The organism is Novosphingobium aeonii (genome assembly GCF_052279045.1).
Lineage (GTDB): Bacteria > Pseudomonadota > Alphaproteobacteria > Sphingomonadales > Sphingomonadaceae > Novosphingobium.
Window position 1 is genome coordinate 1,831,857 of sequence record NZ_CP176832.1, and the last position, 17,118, is coordinate 1,848,974.

The 17,118-nt window shown below is 64.4% G+C and carries 16 protein-coding genes and 3 tRNA genes; 7 read left to right on the forward strand and 12 right to left on the reverse strand.

The window, feature by feature from the left end; genetic code table 11:
* Positions 1-4: 4 nt before the first annotated feature.
* A complete protein-coding gene (locus ACLIMP_RS09020; RefSeq protein ID WP_185997664.1) occupies positions 5-862 on the reverse strand; it encodes an aldo/keto reductase in 858 nt (285 codons plus the stop codon).
* A gap of 193 nt (positions 863-1,055) precedes the next feature.
* Between ACLIMP_RS09020 and ACLIMP_RS09025 the strand changes: the two genes are divergently transcribed.
* Positions 1,056-1,949: a LysR family transcriptional regulator gene (locus tag ACLIMP_RS09025; RefSeq protein WP_324698829.1), complete on the forward strand. Its 894-nt coding sequence runs from the start codon at positions 1,056-1,058 to the stop codon at positions 1,947-1,949.
* 107 nt (positions 1,950-2,056) lie between these two features.
* On the opposite strand, the gene ACLIMP_RS09030 is transcribed toward ACLIMP_RS09025, so the two are convergent.
* The 4 genes from ACLIMP_RS09030 to ACLIMP_RS09045 all read right to left on the reverse strand — a co-directional run bounded on the left by ACLIMP_RS09030 (position 2,057) and on the right by ACLIMP_RS09045 (position 5,334).
* Positions 2,057-2,133: transfer RNA gene (locus ACLIMP_RS09030), tRNA-Pro, on the reverse strand.
* Between the two features lie 49 nt (positions 2,134-2,182).
* A tRNA-Ile gene (locus ACLIMP_RS09035) sits at positions 2,183-2,258 on the reverse strand.
* A gap of 65 nt (positions 2,259-2,323) precedes the next feature.
* Positions 2,324-3,328 carry a polysaccharide deacetylase family protein gene (locus ACLIMP_RS09040; protein ID WP_324698946.1) on the reverse strand — a complete coding sequence of 335 codons (1,005 nt, stop codon included), beginning with the start codon at positions 3,326-3,328 and terminating at the stop codon, positions 2,324-2,326.
* Between the two features lie 164 nt (positions 3,329-3,492).
* Positions 3,493-5,334 carry a sensor histidine kinase gene (locus ACLIMP_RS09045; protein ID WP_324698947.1) on the reverse strand — a complete coding sequence of 614 codons (1,842 nt, stop codon included), beginning with the start codon at positions 5,332-5,334 and terminating at the stop codon, positions 3,493-3,495.
* A 254-nt stretch (positions 5,335-5,588) separates the two neighbouring features.
* Here ACLIMP_RS09045 and ACLIMP_RS09050 point away from each other — a divergent pair, with 254 nt between their 5' ends.
* Positions 5,589-6,056: an Lrp/AsnC family transcriptional regulator gene (locus tag ACLIMP_RS09050; RefSeq protein ID WP_054441400.1), complete on the forward strand. Its 468-nt coding sequence runs from the start codon at positions 5,589-5,591 to the stop codon at positions 6,054-6,056.
* A 13-nt stretch (positions 6,057-6,069) separates the two neighbouring features.
* Entirely contained in the window at positions 6,070-6,600 is a 531-nt protein-coding gene (locus ACLIMP_RS09055; protein ID WP_443477790.1) for a hypothetical protein, read from the forward strand.
* Here ACLIMP_RS09055 and aroQ read toward each other — a convergent pair.
* From aroQ to ACLIMP_RS09075, 4 genes are all read right to left on the reverse strand, one after another.
* Positions 6,564-7,001 carry a type II 3-dehydroquinate dehydratase gene (aroQ, locus tag ACLIMP_RS09060; RefSeq protein WP_324698949.1) on the reverse strand — a complete coding sequence of 146 codons (438 nt, stop codon included), beginning with the start codon at positions 6,999-7,001 and terminating at the stop codon, positions 6,564-6,566. The two genes, ACLIMP_RS09055 and aroQ, sit on opposite strands and share 37 nt — an antisense overlap.
* Positions 7,002-7,123: 122 nt before the next feature.
* Positions 7,124-7,456: a hypothetical protein gene (locus ACLIMP_RS09065; RefSeq protein WP_443477791.1), complete on the reverse strand. Its 333-nt coding sequence runs from the start codon at positions 7,454-7,456 to the stop codon at positions 7,124-7,126.
* 74 nt (positions 7,457-7,530) lie between these two features.
* Positions 7,531-7,944: a holin family protein gene (locus tag ACLIMP_RS09070; protein WP_054441342.1), complete on the reverse strand. Its 414-nt coding sequence runs from the start codon at positions 7,942-7,944 to the stop codon at positions 7,531-7,533.
* Positions 7,945-8,080: 136 nt separating this feature from the next.
* Positions 8,081-8,157 (reverse strand) — tRNA-Pro (locus ACLIMP_RS09075).
* A 285-nt stretch (positions 8,158-8,442) separates the two neighbouring features.
* Here ACLIMP_RS09075 and yajC point away from each other — a divergent pair.
* From yajC to secF, 3 genes are all read left to right on the forward strand, one after another.
* A complete protein-coding gene (gene yajC, locus ACLIMP_RS09080; RefSeq protein ID WP_324698950.1) occupies positions 8,443-8,778 on the forward strand; it encodes a preprotein translocase subunit YajC in 336 nt (111 codons plus the stop codon).
* A 121-nt stretch (positions 8,779-8,899) separates the two neighbouring features.
* Positions 8,900-10,513, forward strand: a complete 1,614-nt coding sequence (gene secD, locus ACLIMP_RS09085) for a protein translocase subunit SecD (RefSeq protein WP_132469471.1) — start codon at positions 8,900-8,902, stop codon at positions 10,511-10,513.
* Between the two features lie 12 nt (positions 10,514-10,525).
* A complete protein-coding gene (gene secF / locus ACLIMP_RS09090; protein ID WP_054441345.1) occupies positions 10,526-11,512 on the forward strand; it encodes a protein translocase subunit SecF in 987 nt (328 codons plus the stop codon).
* 60 nt (positions 11,513-11,572) lie between these two features.
* Here the strand turns inward: secF and ACLIMP_RS09095 are convergent, their stop codons facing one another.
* Positions 11,573-12,781 (reverse strand): glycosyltransferase, encoded by a 1,209-nt coding sequence (locus ACLIMP_RS09095; protein WP_324698952.1) that lies wholly within the window; start codon positions 12,779-12,781, stop codon positions 11,573-11,575.
* 24 nt (positions 12,782-12,805) lie between these two features.
* The gene (locus tag ACLIMP_RS09100; RefSeq protein ID WP_054441402.1) at positions 12,806-13,378 is read right to left on the reverse strand and encodes a helix-turn-helix transcriptional regulator; all 573 of its coding nucleotides are present in this window, start codon (positions 13,376-13,378) and stop codon (positions 12,806-12,808) included.
* 204 nt (positions 13,379-13,582) lie between these two features.
* Between ACLIMP_RS09100 and ACLIMP_RS09105 the strand changes: the two genes are divergently transcribed.
* Entirely contained in the window at positions 13,583-15,406 is a 1,824-nt protein-coding gene (locus tag ACLIMP_RS09105) for a DUF885 domain-containing protein (protein ID WP_324698953.1), read from the forward strand.
* Positions 15,407-15,452: 46 nt separating this feature from the next.
* On the opposite strand, the gene hutU is transcribed toward ACLIMP_RS09105, so the two are convergent.
* Entirely contained in the window at positions 15,453-17,117 is a 1,665-nt protein-coding gene (gene hutU / locus ACLIMP_RS09110) for a urocanate hydratase (protein ID WP_443477792.1), read from the reverse strand.
* Between the last annotated feature and the right edge of the window lies 1 nt (position 17,118).

Genomic DNA, 17,118 nt, shown 5'->3' on the forward strand with positions numbered 1-17,118 from the left:
CCGGTCAAAGCTTGCGGGTGCCGAGCCATTTGACCATCGCCGGATCGCGGTGGTCGAAGAAGCTGCTGGCCTTCTGATCAAGCGCGGAAATCGCTGCGATATCGCCATCGTCCAGAGCAAAGTCGAAGATCGCGAAATTCTCGGCCATGCGCTCCTTGCGGACCGACTTCGGGATTGCGACGATGCCGCGCTGGTTCAGCCAGCGCAGGACGACCTGGGCAACGGTCTTGCCGTGCTTCTGTCCGATCGAGGCCAGCAACTCGTTGCTGAACAGCCCGTTCTTGCCTTCCGCGAAGGGGCCCCAGGCTTCGGGCTGCACCTTGTATTCCTCCAGCAATGCCTGAGCATCGTGCTGCTGGTGGAAGGGGTGGATCTCGATCTGGTTGACCGCAGGGGTGATTTCATTGTGCAGCACGAAATCGAGCAGCCGGTCGGGATAGAAGTTGCTCACTCCGATAGCCCGGATGCGACCTTCGCGGTGCAGGTCCTGCATGGCGCGCCAGGCGCCATACACATCGCCATAAGGCTGATGGATCAGCCACAGGTCGAGATAATCGAGCTGCAGCTTGTTCAGTGAACGCTCGAAAGCCGCCTTGGCGCCTTCATAGCTGACGTCCTCGATCCACAGCTTGGTCGTGACGAAAAGTTCGCTGCGCGCGATGCCATGATTGCGGATGGCCTGTCCAACCGCTTCCTCGTTGCCATAGGAGGTTGCGGTATCGAGCAGGCGATAACCGACATCGATGGCGTCGCGCACACTGCGCTCGCATTCAGCGGGGTCGGGAACCTGGAAAACGCCAAAGCCGAGGCTCGGCATTTCCACGCCATTGTTCAGGGTCACATTGGGGACGGACTGGGGCATGTGGCATCCTTTGGTTCAGATCGGCGATCATGTGCGGTCTCAGCCTGACTCATGGCGATTACCCGAGGTTCGCGTCAGGTTGCCGGCCAATACGGCGCAGGCCGCCGGGAAAATTGTCGGATCGGATATAGTCTGGCAGCCGGAATGCGATTAGACGCCGTAATCGGCATGTCACTATAAGGTACGCTAATTAATGGCGGGTGAGAACTACAACGAGCTCGCAGCGTTCGTGATGGTCGCGCGTGAGCGCAGTTTTACCCGCGCGGCTGCAAAGCTTGGCGTTTCGCAATCGGCGCTCAGCCAGACGATCCGCGGGCTCGAAGAGCGATTGGGATTGAGGTTGCTCACCCGCACGACCCGCAGCGTATCGCCGACCGAGGCGGGGCACCGCCTGTTCGGCACCCTGGCGCCGCGCTTCGAGGAGATCGCGCAGGAACTCGTCTCGCTAAGCCAGTTGCGCGACAAGCCGTCTGGCACCATCCGCATCAATGCGGGGGAACATGCGGCACTGGCGGTCCTGCAGCCGGCGCTGCGTAAATTCCTGCCCGATAACCCCGACATCCGCGTCGAGATCGTTGTCGACAACGGTCTGACCGACATCGTGGCCGAAGGATATGACGCAGGGGTTCGGTTGGGCGATCAGGTGGCCAAGGACATGGTTGCAGTTCGTATCGGCCCAGATTTGCGCATGGCCGTTGTCGGGTCGCCCGAGTATTTTGCCCGCTATCCCGTTCCGCATACGCCGCAAGACCTGACACGGCACAATTGCATCGGTATCCGGCTGCCCACCTATGGCGGCATTTTCCCGTGGGACCTCGATAAGGACGGGCACGAAGTCAATGTTCGGATCGAGGGGCAACTGGTGTTCAACAACATCGGCCTGCGGCTCAATTCGACGCTGGATGGCCTGGGCCTTGCCTATCTGCCGGAGGATCAGGTTTTGCCCTATATCGCACAAGGCCGCCTGATCCGGGTGATGGAAGACTGGTGCGGACCTTTTCCCGGTCACCATCTCTACTACCCGAGCCGTCGCCACGCTTCTCCCGCCTTCGCCCTGCTGGTCGAGACCTTGCGCTATCGGCCTTGAGGCAGGGCGGACCTGCGTAAGAACATCCGTCATGGCTTTGCCAGCGGCCGCGCAGCGCCGAAAGCGGGCCTCGATCCTGGAAGGTACCGGTGTTCTGGAAAAACGAATGGTCGGGGAGACAGGATTCGAACCTGCGACATCTTGCTCCCAAAGCAAGCGCGCTACCGGGCTGCGCCACTCCCCGACCCTTCGGTCGTCGATGATGTATCCAAGGCCTGTGCCCTGGTGGCCGTTGGTGGGCCCGGCAGGATTCGAACCCGCGACCTAGCCGTTATGAGCGGCCAGCTCTAACCGCTGAGCTACAGGCCCCAACTGCCATGCCCGACCCCATCGACGATGGCCGGACGAAAAGCCCGTTAGCTTGGCAATGCCGTCTAGGCAAGCACTACGCTGGAAAGGATGTCGGCAACATGGGTGGGACGCACGCCGCGATGCGCCAGATGGGCGAAAAGCGTGCGCCACCAGTCGTAAAGAGCGTCCAGATCGGCCTCGCTGCGCACATAGGGCGTGTGGCCGGGGGCCAGCGAGGGGCTGTGGAAAGAGAAGACCAGCACGGGCAGGCCCTCGTCTATCGCGATATCCACGCCGCGCAGGGCTTCCTCGGCGGTGATTCCCTCAGGCGTGAGAGGAATGCGCTCCAGCAGTCTGGCCCGCGCCAGTACGCCGCGCACTTGCGGTGCGCGCCAGAGGTGGGGGTAGATGACGTTGCCCATCTGCCGCAGCGGGCCCCAGTAAACGGTGGTCAGCGGCAGTTCGAGCAGGGCGTGCTCGCCCCCGGCCCAGTAGGGGTGCAGCGGGTGTTCGCGGTAATTGGGGCCGCCGGCTGAACTGTAGTCGAACCGGGCGCGTACCGAAGTGTCGATGGCCATTCCGAATTCGGCGAGAATTTCGGCGGTGCGCGGCCCGAGGCCATAACGGCCCGCACGATAGATTCGCGGGGCCTGGCCGAAGGCTCGGTCGATTCGCCGATGGAGGCGGGCGAACTTTTCGCGCTCCAGTTCGTAGGGGAGGTTGCCGGCGTAGGAGTTGAACTCGCTCACGTCCTCGTCGAACGGAGGGCTTACCCAGGGGTGGAGCTGGACCCCCACTTCGGCGCGGCCAGCGTCCACTGCGTCCCCTATGGCGGCAACGGTATCCGGCGAATCGGCAACCGGATAATCCAGCAGATAGATCGGGACGACGCCGAAGCCTTCGCAGAACTGCTGGAATTTGCGCAGGGCGGGCAGGGTCAGCGTGCTGTGCCGTCTACGGTCGAGCGGGGCGTCCCAGTCGAACTCCTCCTCGGTGTCGACCGTGACGATGAAACGCTGCCCGAAGCCCTCGCGAAATCGTGCGAGCGCATCGGTTGCCGGTGGCTGGAGGAGATTTGACCCCTGCAAGAAAGAACTTTTCCCTCGATCGGGTCGCATCCGACAGGGTGGCGACAATGAAAACCGTGCCCGGATCGGGGAAGAACCTGCGATTCGATGCTTGCGGCAGAAACGAGAATAGGCGGTAAAACGTTCCGCTTCGGTAAAGGCGGGGCATCCCGGAGAACGCGGATTCAGGCTCCCTGGCTGTGTGTTGCTGCACTCGCGGTCAAAGCCGGAAGCCAGAGTTTCAGGTCGTTGTCCTCGCGCAGAAGCCCGCCGCCGGCCGCCGTCGCTTCCGCCGCCGCTAGGCGAAGCGTGAAGCCGATGCCGAACATGCCGGTGGAGAGCGATTGCCCACGTTCGCTGGCCGGCGTTTCGAACAGGCTTTGTGCGGTGCGGGCGATGAGCAGGGTGGGCAGGGCGATCCGCAGTCCGATTCGCCCGCCCTCGCAGGTCCACGTCAGGCGCAGTATTTCGTCCGGCGCGGTCATGCCCGCCAGCACGGCGAATATCCGCCATACCAGGCGTTCGACTTCTGTGCGGTCGATCGCGAGAAGAAGGCCGGGAGCCTGACCTTCGGGCAGGGCGAACCCGCTGCGGCGCGGTTCGGTCCAGGCCTTGAGGCGCGCAACGGTCTCTTCCAGAACCGAGGCGAGATCGCACTCGCCCGATTCGATCCCGAGGACGCCCGATTCGAGCTTCACCAGCCGGTCGAGTTCCTCGAATCCGGCGAGAATGTGTGCACAGTCTCCGGCAATGGCGGCGGCCAGCGCGCGGTATTCATGCGGGGCCGGGCCGTAGAGCTGTTGCTGGATGATCTCGGCGGCCACCTGGATGGCGTTTGCCGGGGTGCGCAGTTCGTGAAGCACCTGGCGCATGCGGTCCGCTTCGCTGGGCTCGGCGGTGGGCACTGCATCGACAGCGGCAACCTTGCCGGGACGGCGCAGTCGGCCTGCATAGCCGGTGAAGCGGCCGCTCGCCGAATCGAAGTGCGGAACGGCATCGACCTGCCAGTCTCCGCTGACGGCCGGAGCGCCGGCGATCTCGATGGGTACGGCGCGCAGGGGCTGGCGGTGGCGCATCGAAAGCGCGAGGCCGGGCATATGCGCGGCGGGGTGGGGGGCAGGCGCATGATGCGGTTCGGCCATGGCCGGATCATGCGCTGCAAGGTTGAGCCCGATCAGCGCGCTGGCATGCGGGCCGTCAGCCCAGCAGATTCGTCCTTCGGCATCGGTGGTGAAGTCCATCGCGGCGGGAAAGACGGCAGCAGCCGAATCGCCAAGCGGCAGGCGGGGCGCGGCGTCGCTCGCATGGCTCTCGCGCGCTTTGCGGAATTCCTCGATCCGGCGGACGATGGCGCCGATGCCCGCTTCGTTCGTCGTCGGAGAAGGCGGCGCCTTGAGCGAGGCGGCAGCCTGTTCGAACTCGGCGAAGGGAATGGGGTGGCTTGCAGGTGCGCCGATCGGCGGCTGTTCGAGCGGGGTGGGCTCGATCTGGGTGGGCTCGATCTGGGCCGGCTCGGGCGGCGCAATTTCGTCGAGCAGATCGAGCGGTTCGGGTTCGAGCGGCTCGTCGACCGCCTCGGCCGATTCGCAAGGCGGCAGTCCGCGATCGAGAATGCCGAGCCTTTCGAGCAGCCTTTCCACTTCGGGGCCGAGATCGCGGCGATGGCGAAGAATGCCGCGCGCCCGCACGGGCAGGGCGGGAACGAGGCCGACCCACGCCTCGGTATCGAGCCTCGCGGTGCCGATTGCCGCCGTCGCGACCTCGGGCTCCGCTTCGGCAAAAATCGCCAGCAACCGGGGGTTGGTCAGCGGTTGAAGCGGCTGGCGGACAAGGCGGGCACGATCGGCGGCGGGAATCACCGCGCCCAGTTCCACGACGCGCGCGAATCCGGCGTCGATCGCGGCGGATTGGGCGTCGGCGGGCAGGCGGCCGAGGATATCGATCAATTGCCTGTACTGGATACGGGCCAGCGTGTCCGCGGAGGACGGCAGGCGCAGTACCGTGGCAAGGCGATCGTCGAAGTGCATTTCCGTTCCATAGGCGACCCGCAAACCATTGCGAAGCTGCCGTTTCCGCATATCCGGCACAGTATGGCCCGATAGAGGTTAAACCCGCGTCACTCATGGCCTAGCAAACTGTGCAGACAGCGGAAGTCGGTAGATTGTAGGCGTTGCAATGCGGGACGATTACGCTATGGGATAATATTATTACAGGGGCGTCAGTGTTTTCGTGTGGATATTGCATGTCGGATGACGCTGCGCGCCCGCAAGGAAAGTTTCGCATGATTAATCTCGATGACATCGACCGCCGCCTGCTCGCCGAGCTGCAGGAGGAGGGCCGGATCACCAATGTCGAACTGGCCCAGCGTGTCGGTCTCACTGCCCCTCCGTGCCTGCGCCGCGTACGCAGCCTGGAGGAATCGGGCATCATCCAGGGCTATCACGCCGACCTCGATGCCTCGAAGCTGGGCTTCACGATCACCGTCTTCGCGCTGGTCAGCCTCAAGAGCCAGGCCGAGGAATCGCTGAGGGCCTTCGAAGACCACATGAAGGGTCTGCCCGAGGTGCGCGAGTGCCACATGCTCAACGGCGAGATCGACTTCATCCTCAAGATCGTCAGCCGCGATCTTCAGAGCTTCCAGGAATTCCTGACCAGCAAGCTGACGCCGGCTCCCAACGTCGATAGCGTCAAGACTTCGCTGACGATCCGCACTGCCAAGAGCGTGCCGGGCGTGCCGCTCGAAACCTGACAGCGATTCGCGCGTGACGATGATGGCAAGAACGCGCCGTGCCCTGCTGGTCGGCGCGGCGTTGCTGCTGGCTGGAGGGAACCTCTGGTGGTTCACGCGCGGCAAGCAGGCGCCCGAGCCCGACTTCGTGCTTGGAACGACATGGGAGCAAGTGGAGATTACGGCGGATGTCCTTCCGTCACTTCCTCGCTTCGATGTCGTTCACGGCGGCTGGAGCGACCGGGGGCGGCCCATTTCTGCGATCGGCGATCGCGTCCGTCCCTTTCATGGCGACGACGTTATCTCGGAATTCAAGCCCCGTTCCTACCTTGCCATCGCCATCGCCGCGGATGAGGGGCCGCAGGAACTGCGGCCCATGCTTCTCGATCTTGCGCGGGCGTCAATTTGCGACGTTGCCGTCGTTCCGGACGGCATGAAGCCCGGAACGCGCGGCGGGGTCTACGTCGATATCCAGCATATCGTCTCGGTAAGGGATGAGCGGGGCAAGGCGCTGGATTGCATCGTCGCTCAAAGCGCTGCGGCACCCTCCAGCGCCAGCAGGTAGCCCTTCGCACCGAAGCCGGCGACGGTCGCCCTGGCGGCCATGCCGACCCATGACTTGTGGCGGAATTCCTCGCGTGCATGGGGGTTGGAAAGGTGGACCTCGATCACCGGCACCTTGATCGAGCGGATCGCGTCATGCAGCGCTACCGAGGTATGCGTGTAGGCGCCGGGGTTTATCAGCACCGCGTGCGCGCCTTCGTCCTCTGCTTCATGAAGCCAGTCCACGAGGTGGCCTTCATGGTTCGACTGGCGCATTTCGATGGTGCAGTCCAGCGCCTGGCCGCGTTCCACCAGCATGGCGCCGATGTCGTCCAGCGTCTGGGAGCCGTAAATGCCGGGCTCGCGCTTGCCCAGGCGGTTGAGGTTCGGTCCATTGAGGACGTAGACGAGCTTGCTGGCCATTTCGCGAATTCCCGGTGCGGTTGCTTTCCGGTCGCGGCTCTAGAGCATTTTCAGGCGAGGTGGAATCGCCCGCCCGCCGGAAAATGCGGCAAAACATGTCGCGGGGCGAGATGCCGGCACGGTCAGCGCGGAGCGGGCATCTCGTCGGCGACAGGGCGCCCATCGGCCTGAGTCCCCTCGGGCGGGGGCGCCGTGTCGGCAGGCGTTTCCGCTTCGGGTTCCCCCGCCGCGCCGCCGTCACCCTGGTAGAACCGGGCGAGTTCCGCGTCGTTCGCCTTGAGCCACGCGGCCGAGGCTTCCCGTTCGGCCTGCTTGCGGGCGGAGGCTTCCTGTTCGGCCGATGCCTTGGCCTCGGCCAGCTGCTTTTCCAGCTCCTCTTCGCGGCTCGGTCCGCAGGCGACCAGCGCCAGGGCAGGGGTCGTGGCCAGCACGATGCGCGCGACAATCCGAAACACCAGTTGCTCCTTGCAAGGGCGGGCATGGCGCGCGCTCTTGCAAGGAGGCTTAGCGGTCAAGGCTTGGCTTTGTCTTAACGGTCGGAACCCTTGGTCTTTCCCCACTGGCGCATTGCCGAGTAGCCCAGATAGCCGGTGCCGAAGAGGGCATAGAGGGGCTCGGGGATGCCGTTGAGGTAAGCGGTCATGGCATCGCCGATGGCATGGGCCGTCGCCGGGCTGAGCGCGCCGATCAGGCCCATCGGCAAGGCCCAGAGAATCATGATGTAGATGACGTAGAGGAAGCTTGGCCGCGCACGGCTGGTCCAGGGATCGCTTGAATTCGCTTCTGCCACGATTGGCGAGAGGCTCGCCTGAAGCATCTGGAGTTCCTGGGAATTTTCGAGCTTGAGCAATTCGAGCTTGGCGCGGTCGCGCGCTTCGGGATCGGGGATCACCTTGTCGATGATCTTCGATACGGGCGAGAGAATCGAATCGAGCAGTGGCATTCTTGGGGCACTCCCGGAATGGTGGCCCGCAACCAGATAGCCAAAACCGGCCCTGTAGGAAAATGGGTAGCAAGACCGCGAGAGAATGCCGTGTCCCCGGGAGGGGAAATTCTCTGCCAACGATGTCTTGGAAAATTGGTCGGGACGAGAGGATTCGAACCTCCGACCCCCACACCCCCAGTGTGATGCGCTACCAGGCTGCGCTACGTCCCGACCGGAGCGCGGCCTATAGGAGGGTCTTTTCGAGAGCGCAAGCGTCTGATTGAGACTTTCTTCATGCCGGTTGAAGCGAGCCTGTGGATACCTATCTGCGGGCAGGTCGCGGGGGATGGGCGGCTTTCGGCAGCAAGGCCGCGCGTTGCCAGTTCTCCGCTTTGTTGCTAACCGCGCCCATTCGGCAAAGTCCTTGAATGGATTTTCCCGGCAAGGCGTGTCGCAGATCGGATGCGGTGCGCGTTTCGCGCCGGGGATGAAAAGACGAGAAGGCCCTTCAGTTCAATGCAAAGCTCGATTCTCAACCAGCTCGCCGCCGCCGCTCCCGCCGGCGCGCCACCGGCATGGATTCAGTACCTGCCGTTCGTCGCGATGGCGGTGATCTTCTGGTTCCTCATCCTGCGCCCGCAGATGAAGCAGCAGAAGGAGCACAAGAACAAGCTGTCGGCGCTCAAGAAGGGCGACGAAGTGCTGACCGGTGGCGGTCTCGTCGGCAAGATCGTCCGGATCGACGACAACTATGCCGACGTCCAGCTCGCACAGGGCGTTATCGTGAAGGCCGTCAAGTCGACCATCGTCGACGTGATCCCGCCGGCCGGTTCGAAGCCCGCGAACGACTGAGTTTCCGGCATCGCCGGGTGTTGCCGGCGATGCCCGTTTGCTAGGTCCGATCACACAGTAGGTCCGATCACATAGGGCGCCCCGCCATTCGGGCGCTCTTTTCGGAGAGAAGCCACAGGCTATGCTCGAATTTCCCACCTGGAAGAAGCTCTGGTACTGGGGCCTGACGATTGTCATCGCCCTCTGCGCCGTGCCCTCGCTGGTCTCGCTGACCAACGCGCGCTGGCCCAGTTTCCTGCCCGAGCCCAAGATCAATCTCGGCCTCGACCTTGCCGGCGGAAGCCGCCTCCTGCTGGAGGCCAATCGCCAGCAGGTCGTGCAGCAGCGCCTCGAAGGCATGGAAGAATCCGTGCGCACGCGCCTGCGCCAGGCCTCCCCGGCCATCGCCATCGGCGATTTCTCCAGCACCGGCGGCCAGCTTGCCTTTACCGTGCGCGATCCCTCGCAGGTCGATGCGGCGCGCGAGGCGATCCTGCCGCTGACCTCCGGCGCAGGCCTTACCGGCCAGCGTGACTGGGACATCACGGTTCAGGACGGCACCCGCTTCATCCTCGTGCCGACGCAGGCGGGTATCGACCTTGCGATCAGCAATGCGATGGAAACCGCGGTCGAGGTGGTGCGCAAGCGTATCGACGCGCTGGGCACCAAGGAGCCCGACATCCGCCGCCTCGGCGGCACGCGCATCGACGTGCAGGTTCCGGGCCTTCAGGACCCGCAGGCGCTCAAGAACCTGCTCGGCCAGACCGCGAAGCTCGAATTCAAGATGGTCGACGAGACCGCCGTGCCCAGCGACATCGCCAAGGGCATCGTGCCCCCGGGTGACGAACTGGTGCCATGGGCCGATCCGAGCGCGCCCGGTTCGGGCGGCGTTCCGGTCCTGGCCGTCAAGCGCCTCGGCGGCATCAAGGGTGACGAACTGACCGACGCCAAGCAGGCCTTCGAACCGAAGACCAACGCGGCTGTCGTCTCGATCACGTTCAACCAGCAGGGCGGCGAGAAGTTCGCCAAGCTGACCACCGAGAACGTGAACAAGCGCTTCGCCATCATCCTTGATGGCAAGGTGCTTTCCGCGCCCAGCATCAACGAACCGATTCTTGGCGGCAGCGCCCAGATTTCGGGCAGCTTCAACGTCCAGTCGGCCACCCAGCTCGCCATTGCGCTGCGTTCGGGTGCGCTTCCGGTCGACCTCACCGTGGTGGAGGAACGCACCGTCGGGCCTGACCTCGGCGCCGATTCGATCCAGAAGGGCGTCGTCGCCATGGGCGTCGGCACCGTGCTGCTGATGCTGTTCATCTTCCTGACCTATGGGCGCTTCGGCGCTTATGCGAACCTGGCCCTGATCTTCAACGTGCTGATGATCCTGGGCATCATGGCCGTGCTGGGAACGACGCTGACACTGCCCGGCATCGCCGGCTTCGTGCTCACCATCGGTGCTGCGGTGGACGCCAACGTGCTCATCAACGAGCGCATCCGCGAGGAACGCCATCGCGGACGCCGCGTCGTGCAGTCGGTGGAACTGGGTTACAAGGAGGCGAGCCGCGCCATCTTCGACGCCAATATCACCAACTCCATTGCCGCCGTGCTGATGTTCGCCTTCGGTTCGGGCCCGGTTCGCGGTTTTGCCGTCGTTCTCATGATCGGCATCGTCACCTCGGTGTTCACCGCGGTCACGATGAGCCGGATGTGGGTTGCGGGCTGGCTGCGTCGCACCCGTCCCAGCGACCTGAACGTATAAAGGTACTGGCGCATGAAGCTCCTCAAGCTCATTCCCGATCACACGAACATCCACTTCCTTCGTTGGCAGTGGCCGTTCTTCATCACCAACATCCTGGCGATGGCCGCCTCGGTCGTTCTGCTGTTCACATACGGGCTCAACCTGGGCGTCGACTTCGTCGGCGGCCAGATGATCCGCGTGACCTTCGAACAGAGCGCGACCGCTCCGGTCGCCAAGCTGCGCGACAGCGTCGATTCGCTCGGCTTCGGCGAGCCGGTCATCCAGACTTTCGGCAAGCCGAACGAGGTCTCGGTCCGCATGAAGCTGCCGGAAGGTTCGGAGGACAATCCGAAGCTGGCTGACGGCATGGCCCGCAAGATCACCGCCAAGGTCCGTCAGGACTTCGCGGACGCCCGCGTCGACGGTGTCGACTCGGTCTCCGGCAAGGTTTCGGGCGAGCTGTTCCACACCGGTATGCTGGCGCTCGGTCTCGCCATGGTGTTCATCTCGATCTACATCTGGATCCGCTTCGAGTGGCAGTTCGCGGTCGGCGCGCTCTTCGCGCTGGTGCAGGATATCCTGCTGACCGTGGGCATGTTCTCGCTCACCCAGATGGAATTCGACCTCAACATCGTCGCGGCTCTGCTGACGCTGCTGGGTTACTCGCTGAACGACAAGATCGTCGTCTACGACCGTATCCGCGAGAACATGAAGAAGCACCGGCGCATGCCGATGAACGAACTGCTCGACCTCTCGGTGAACGAGACGCTGTCGCGCACGATCGCGACTTCGCTGTCGGTTCTCATCATGCTGGTCTCGTTGCTGGCGCTTGGTCCCGATGTGATCTTCGGCTTCACCGCCGCCATCACGCTGGGTATCTTCATCGGCACTTACAGCTCGATCTTCATGTCCGCGCCGATCCTGGTCTGGTTGGGCGTGAAGTCGGATACCTTCGTGAAGCAGGAAAGCGAGATTGACCGTCAGGACCGCCTCGCCCGCGAGCGTGGCGCGCAGCCCTGATCGGCCTTTGGGCTTTTAAGAAAAAGGGCCGTTCCCGGAAGGGAGCGGCCCTTTTTTCATTCATGCTCCGGTGTTTACGGGGTCGCCCGCGAGGATACCGTGCCAGAAGTGAACGAGATTCTGCGCGTTCACGCCCCATGAGAAACGGCTGACGTTGGCCGAAACATCCTGCTGGCTCGGCGGATCGGCGAGAATCCGGCTCACCGCATCGGCAATCGCCTCCGGTGTGCGCGAGGCGATGCGGCCGGCGCTGTCGTCCTTCACGACTTCCCGTGCGCCGCCGATATCGGGGATGACGATCGGTGTGCCGCAGGCCAGCCCCTCGATCCAGACATTGGCAAGGCCCTCGCTGGTCGAAGGGAGCACCAGAACGTCGGCCGCGCACAGGACGTGGGGAAGCAGGTCATGCCCGACAAGGCCGAGAAACTGCACCCGGTCACTCACGCCCAGCCGCTGCGCAAGGTCGCGCAGCGGCTTTTCGTCCTCGCCGGCGCCGGCCAGCGCCAGCCTAGCGCCGGGCAGGAGGGCCAGGGCCTCGATGACCAGCCGCTGGCCCTTGCGCGGGATCAGCGAGCCGGGCGTGACGATCAGCGGACCGACCGACCAGATGCCGAGGTTGGGCATGGCCGAAACCAGCGCGCGCGCGGCACCGCGCTCGATGGGGTGGAAGCGATCGTGGTCCAGCCCGGTGTAGTGAACGCCGATCCGTTCTTCCGGCATGCCCAGGGCGATCATGTCTTCGCGCAGGGCCCGGCTCACTGCGAGCATTCCTGCCGCCTGATGCGCGGCCTGTCGCATCTGCTTCAGCGCGGCGGGGCGCTGGCCCCAGTAATGGATATCCGCCCCGCGCGACTTGATGGTGAGCGGCAGTCCCAGTTCCCGTGCGACGATGGCGGCGGCAGGCCCGTCCGGGAAGAAGAACTGGGCGTCGACGAGGTCGAACGGCTTCTCTGCGTGGAGACGGCGCACCAGCGGCAGCACGGCCGTGGCGATTCGTCCGGGATTGCTGTCGCCCCCGATCTTCGGGATGAGGGTGAACTTGGGATAGTGAACCTCGAATCCGGACGCATCGCTGCATTCGGGAACATGGCGCAGCTTGTCGTAGGGATGGCGGGGGGCGAGGGGCCATGGCGGGATGCCGATCGGGCTTATCATCGTCAGATCCACCTCGCCGCTCGCCACGATCGCGCGCATCTGGTTGCCGACGAAGATACCGAACGAAGGTCTGACAGGATTGGGAAACAGCGTGGCGATGGACAGGATGCGCATGGGTTTGCCTTTGGCTGTATAAGGTTAGAGCTTCCTGACGAGCATTTCGGCAACGGCTATCCATTGCGGATGTTCCACCGGTACCGGCCGCTGGCCGCTGACGGGAGGCAGGAGGGAAAGCGTCTCTCCGGTTATCTCGATCAGGCGGCCGAACGCGAACCGGCCGCCGGGAAGGGGCACGAGCACGTCGCGGTTCAGCAGGCGGGCGGCGTCCTGCGCAGGACCTTGCCTGAGCCATACCTGATCCGCGGTGCGATACTCGCCGCAGGACCCTTCGACTTCCATCACCATCCACGGCGTTTCGGCGGCGAGGTCGCTGGGCAGCACGGCTTCGCGGCGGGTGCGCGGGCTCTCGGCCCCGCTTTCGGACAGCACCGCCACGATCATGGCCGGTGCGTTCGCCTCGCTGCGCAGCAGGCTTTCCGGCTCGACCTGCAGCGCCCTTGCGATCCGGTTCATCCAGACGAGGGAGAGGTTGCGCATCCCGGTTTCGAGACGGCCGATGGTCTGCGGCGTGGTCTGCGGTTCACAGGCGGCGGCGACATCGGCCAGGGTAAGCCCTTTCTGAAGGCGAATGTCGCGGATGCGGTTAATCATGGGATGTCCTGTCATATAACCGATCTGGTTTTCTTTCATTCCTCTTGCGATCCAGTTTGGCAAGAGAACCTGCCGTGCTTTCTCGCCTGATCGATCGGATTTTTGCGCGGCTGTGAATTTAATCGTTTGAACCAGTACACTTGCGTTGCGGAGGCGTGAAAGGATCGGCACGTTCGCGGCAGTGCTCTTGATGGAGATAACAGAATGCTGCGCCGCGAATTCATGGCTACGGCTGGGGCCGGACTGGCCTGGAGCCTGCTTTCATCCCGCAGCGCCATGGCTGCGGCGACCGCGCCGAACGGTGCCGACACCGCTTTCTATGCAAAGCTGGACGGCCTGTTCTATGAAAGCCTGGCGCAGAGCCCGGAGATGGCCACCTCGCTTGGCCTGGACAAGGGCAAGTATGCGGCGCTGAAGTCCCGCCTTTCGGACGGCAGCCGCAAGGGACGGGAGGCCGATCTCGCCCTTGGCCACAAGGCGATCGCCGAAGTCGAGAAAGTCGATCCCGCGCCGCTCAGCGAAACCGGCCGTCGCAACCGCGAACTCTCGCTCTACCAGCTTCGCCAGCGGGTGGCGGCGCAGGACCGGTTCGATCTGGAAAGCGCGCAGCGGCCCTATCTCATAACCCAGCAGGGCGGCGCCTACTTTTCGCTGCCGGACTTCCTCGACAGCCGCCACACGATCGAGACGAAGGACGATGCGGAGGCTTATCTCTCGCGCCTTTCCGCCTTCAGGACCTCGCTTGACGACGAGACGGACCTGCAGAAGGAATATGGCGCGCGCGGCGTGGTCGCGCCGGGCTGGTCGTTGGACCTGACGCTCGGCCAGATGGCGAAGCTGCGCGACACGCCTGCCGCGCAGAGCGGTCTGGTCACTTCACTGGCGAGGCGCGCGGCGGCCAAGGGCATCGCGGGTGATTGGGCGGCACGGGCATCGGCCATACTCGAAAAGGAGGTTCATCCCGCGCTGGACCGCCAGATCGCCCTGCTGAGGGCGCAGCGCCCGAACACCGCGGCGGGCGACGGCGCGTGGCGCCTCAAGCGCGGCGACGAAATCTATGCCGAGGCGCTCAAGCAGGCGACCACCACCGAGTATTCGCCCGAGGAAGTCCACAGGATCGGCCTCGAACAGGTTGCCGATCTTTCAGCGCAGCTCGATACGATCCTGCGCTCCGCCGGGCTGACGCAAGGCCCGGTCGGCGCGCGTCTCGATGCGCTCAACAAGCGGCCGGACCAGCTTTACGCGAACACCGATGCCGGTCGCACCGAATTGATCGCCGCCCTCAACGACGGCATCCGGCAGATGTATGCGAAGCTGCCGCAGGTCTTCGACAACCCACCGCAGCAGCCGCTCGAAATCCGCCGCGTGCCGCCCGAGATTCAGGACGGCGCTTCGAACGGCTATTATTATCGCGCGCCTCTCGATGGGTCGCGTCCGGCGATCTACTGGATCAACCTCAAGGACGTGGGGGACTGGCCGAAATACACCTTGCCCTCGCTCACCTACCACGAGGGCGTTCCCGGGCATCACCTGCAGGGCGGCTATGCCCAGACCGGGGGCGAATTGCCGATGCTGCTCAGGAACAGCTTCATCTCCGCCTATGGCGAAGGCTGGGCGCTCTATGCGGAGCAGCTTGCCGACGAGCTGGGAGGTTACAGCGGCCTTGAACGCGCGGGATATCTCCAGAGCTATCTGTTCCGCGCCGCGCGTCTGGTCATCGATACCGGGCTCCACCACTACAAGTGGAGCCGCGAGAAGGCGGCGGACTACATGGTCGAGACGGTGGGATTCGCGCGTCCGCGTTCCCTGCGCGAGGTCGAGCGTTACTGCACGATGATCGGCCAGGCCTGTTCGTACAAGATGGGCCACACCGCATGGGTCAAGGCGCGGCAGCGGGCGCAGGCGGCCCTGGGCGACAAGTTCACCCTGCCATGGTTCCATGCGGTTCTGGCAGAAGGGGTGATGCCGCTTTCGATGCTGGACAAGCGCGTGGACGAACGCATCGCCGAGCGGCAGAAGCTGGGCTGAGCGCAGGGCGGGAGCGACCGGCTGCGGCGATCGCTCCCGCCAGCTTTCAGAGGATGCCGGGAAGGTCCAGACCCTTCTCCCGCGCACAATCCAGCGCGATTTCGTACCCGGCATCGGCGTGACGCATCACTCCTGTCGCCGGGTCGTTCCACAGCACGCGCTCCAGACGCCTGGCGGCAGCTTCGGTGCCGTCGGCGACGATCACCATGCCCGAATGCTGCGAATAGCCCATGCCGACGCCGCCGCCGTGGTGCAGCGAAACCCAGGTCGCGCCCGACGCAGTGTTCAGTAGCGCATTGAGCAGCGGCCAGTCCGAAACCGCGTCCGAACCGTCGCGCATGGCCTCGGTCTCGCGGTTGGGAGAGGCGACCGAGCCGCTGTCGAGATGATCGCGGCCGATGACGACCGGGGCCTTGAGTTCACCGTTCGCCACCATCTCGTTGAAGGCGAGGCCCAGCCGGTGGCGGTCACCCAGACCGACCCAGCAGATGCGCGCGGGCAGGCCCTGGAACTGGATCTTCTCCCGCGCCATGTCGAGCCAGTTGTGCAGGTGCGCGTGGTCGGGCAGCAGTTCCTTCACTTTGGCGTCGGTCTTGTAGATATCCTCGGGATCGCCGGAGAGCGCGGCCCAGCGGAACGGTCCGACGCCGCGGCAGAACAGCGGGCGGATATAGGCGGGCACGAAGCCGGGGAAGTCGAACGCGTTCTCCACGCCTTCGTTCTTCGCCATCTGGCGGATGTTGTTGCCATAGTCGGTGGTGGGCACGCCCGCCGCCTGGAAGTCCAGCATGGCCTGCACGTGGACCGCCATGGAGGCCTTGGCCGCCTTGGCGACGGCTTCGGGTTCTCGCTCGCGCTTTTCGATCCATTCGGCAACGGTCCAGCCGGCGGGGAGGTAGCCGTTGACGGGATCGTGGGCGGAAGTCTGATCGGTCAGCAAATCGGGACGGATACCGCGCGCGAACATTTCGGGCAGCAGTTCCGCCGCGTTGCCGAGCAGGCCGACGGAGACCGGCTTTTTGTCGGCATTGGCCTTTTCGATGATCGCCATGGCTTCGTCGATGGTCTCGGCGGCAACGTCGAGATAGCCGGTGCGCAGGCGCATTTCGATGCGGCTGGGCTGGCATTCGATGGCAAGGCAGGAAGCGCCGGCCATCACCGCGGCCAGCGGCTGCGCGCCGCCCATGCCGCCAAGGCCGGCGGTCAGCAGCCACTTGCCCGAAAGGTCGCCGTTGTAGTGTTGGCGGCCCATCTCCACGAACGTCTCGTAGGTGCCCTGAACGATGCCCTGCGTGCCGATGTAGATCCACGAACCGGCGGTCATCTGGCCGTACATGGCAAGGCCGCGCTTATCGAGTTCGTTGAAGTGTTCCCAGTTCGCCCATTCCGGCACGAGGTTGGAATTGGCGATCAGCACGCGCGGTGCATCGGCATGGGTGCGGAACACGCCGACCGGCTTGCCGGACTGGACCAGCAGCGTCTCATCCTCGTTCAGGCGGCGCAGGGTCTCGACGATCTTGTCGTAGCTTTCCCAGTCGCGCGCGGCGCGGCCGATGCCGCCATAGACCACCAGTTCCTCCGGCCGTTCGGCCACGTCGGGGTGGAGGTTGTTCATCAGCATGCGCAGCGGCGCTTCGGTGAGCCAGCTTTTTGCGCTGAGTTCGGTGCCGGTCGCAGGTTTGATGACGCGGCTGTTGTCGAGGCGGGTCATT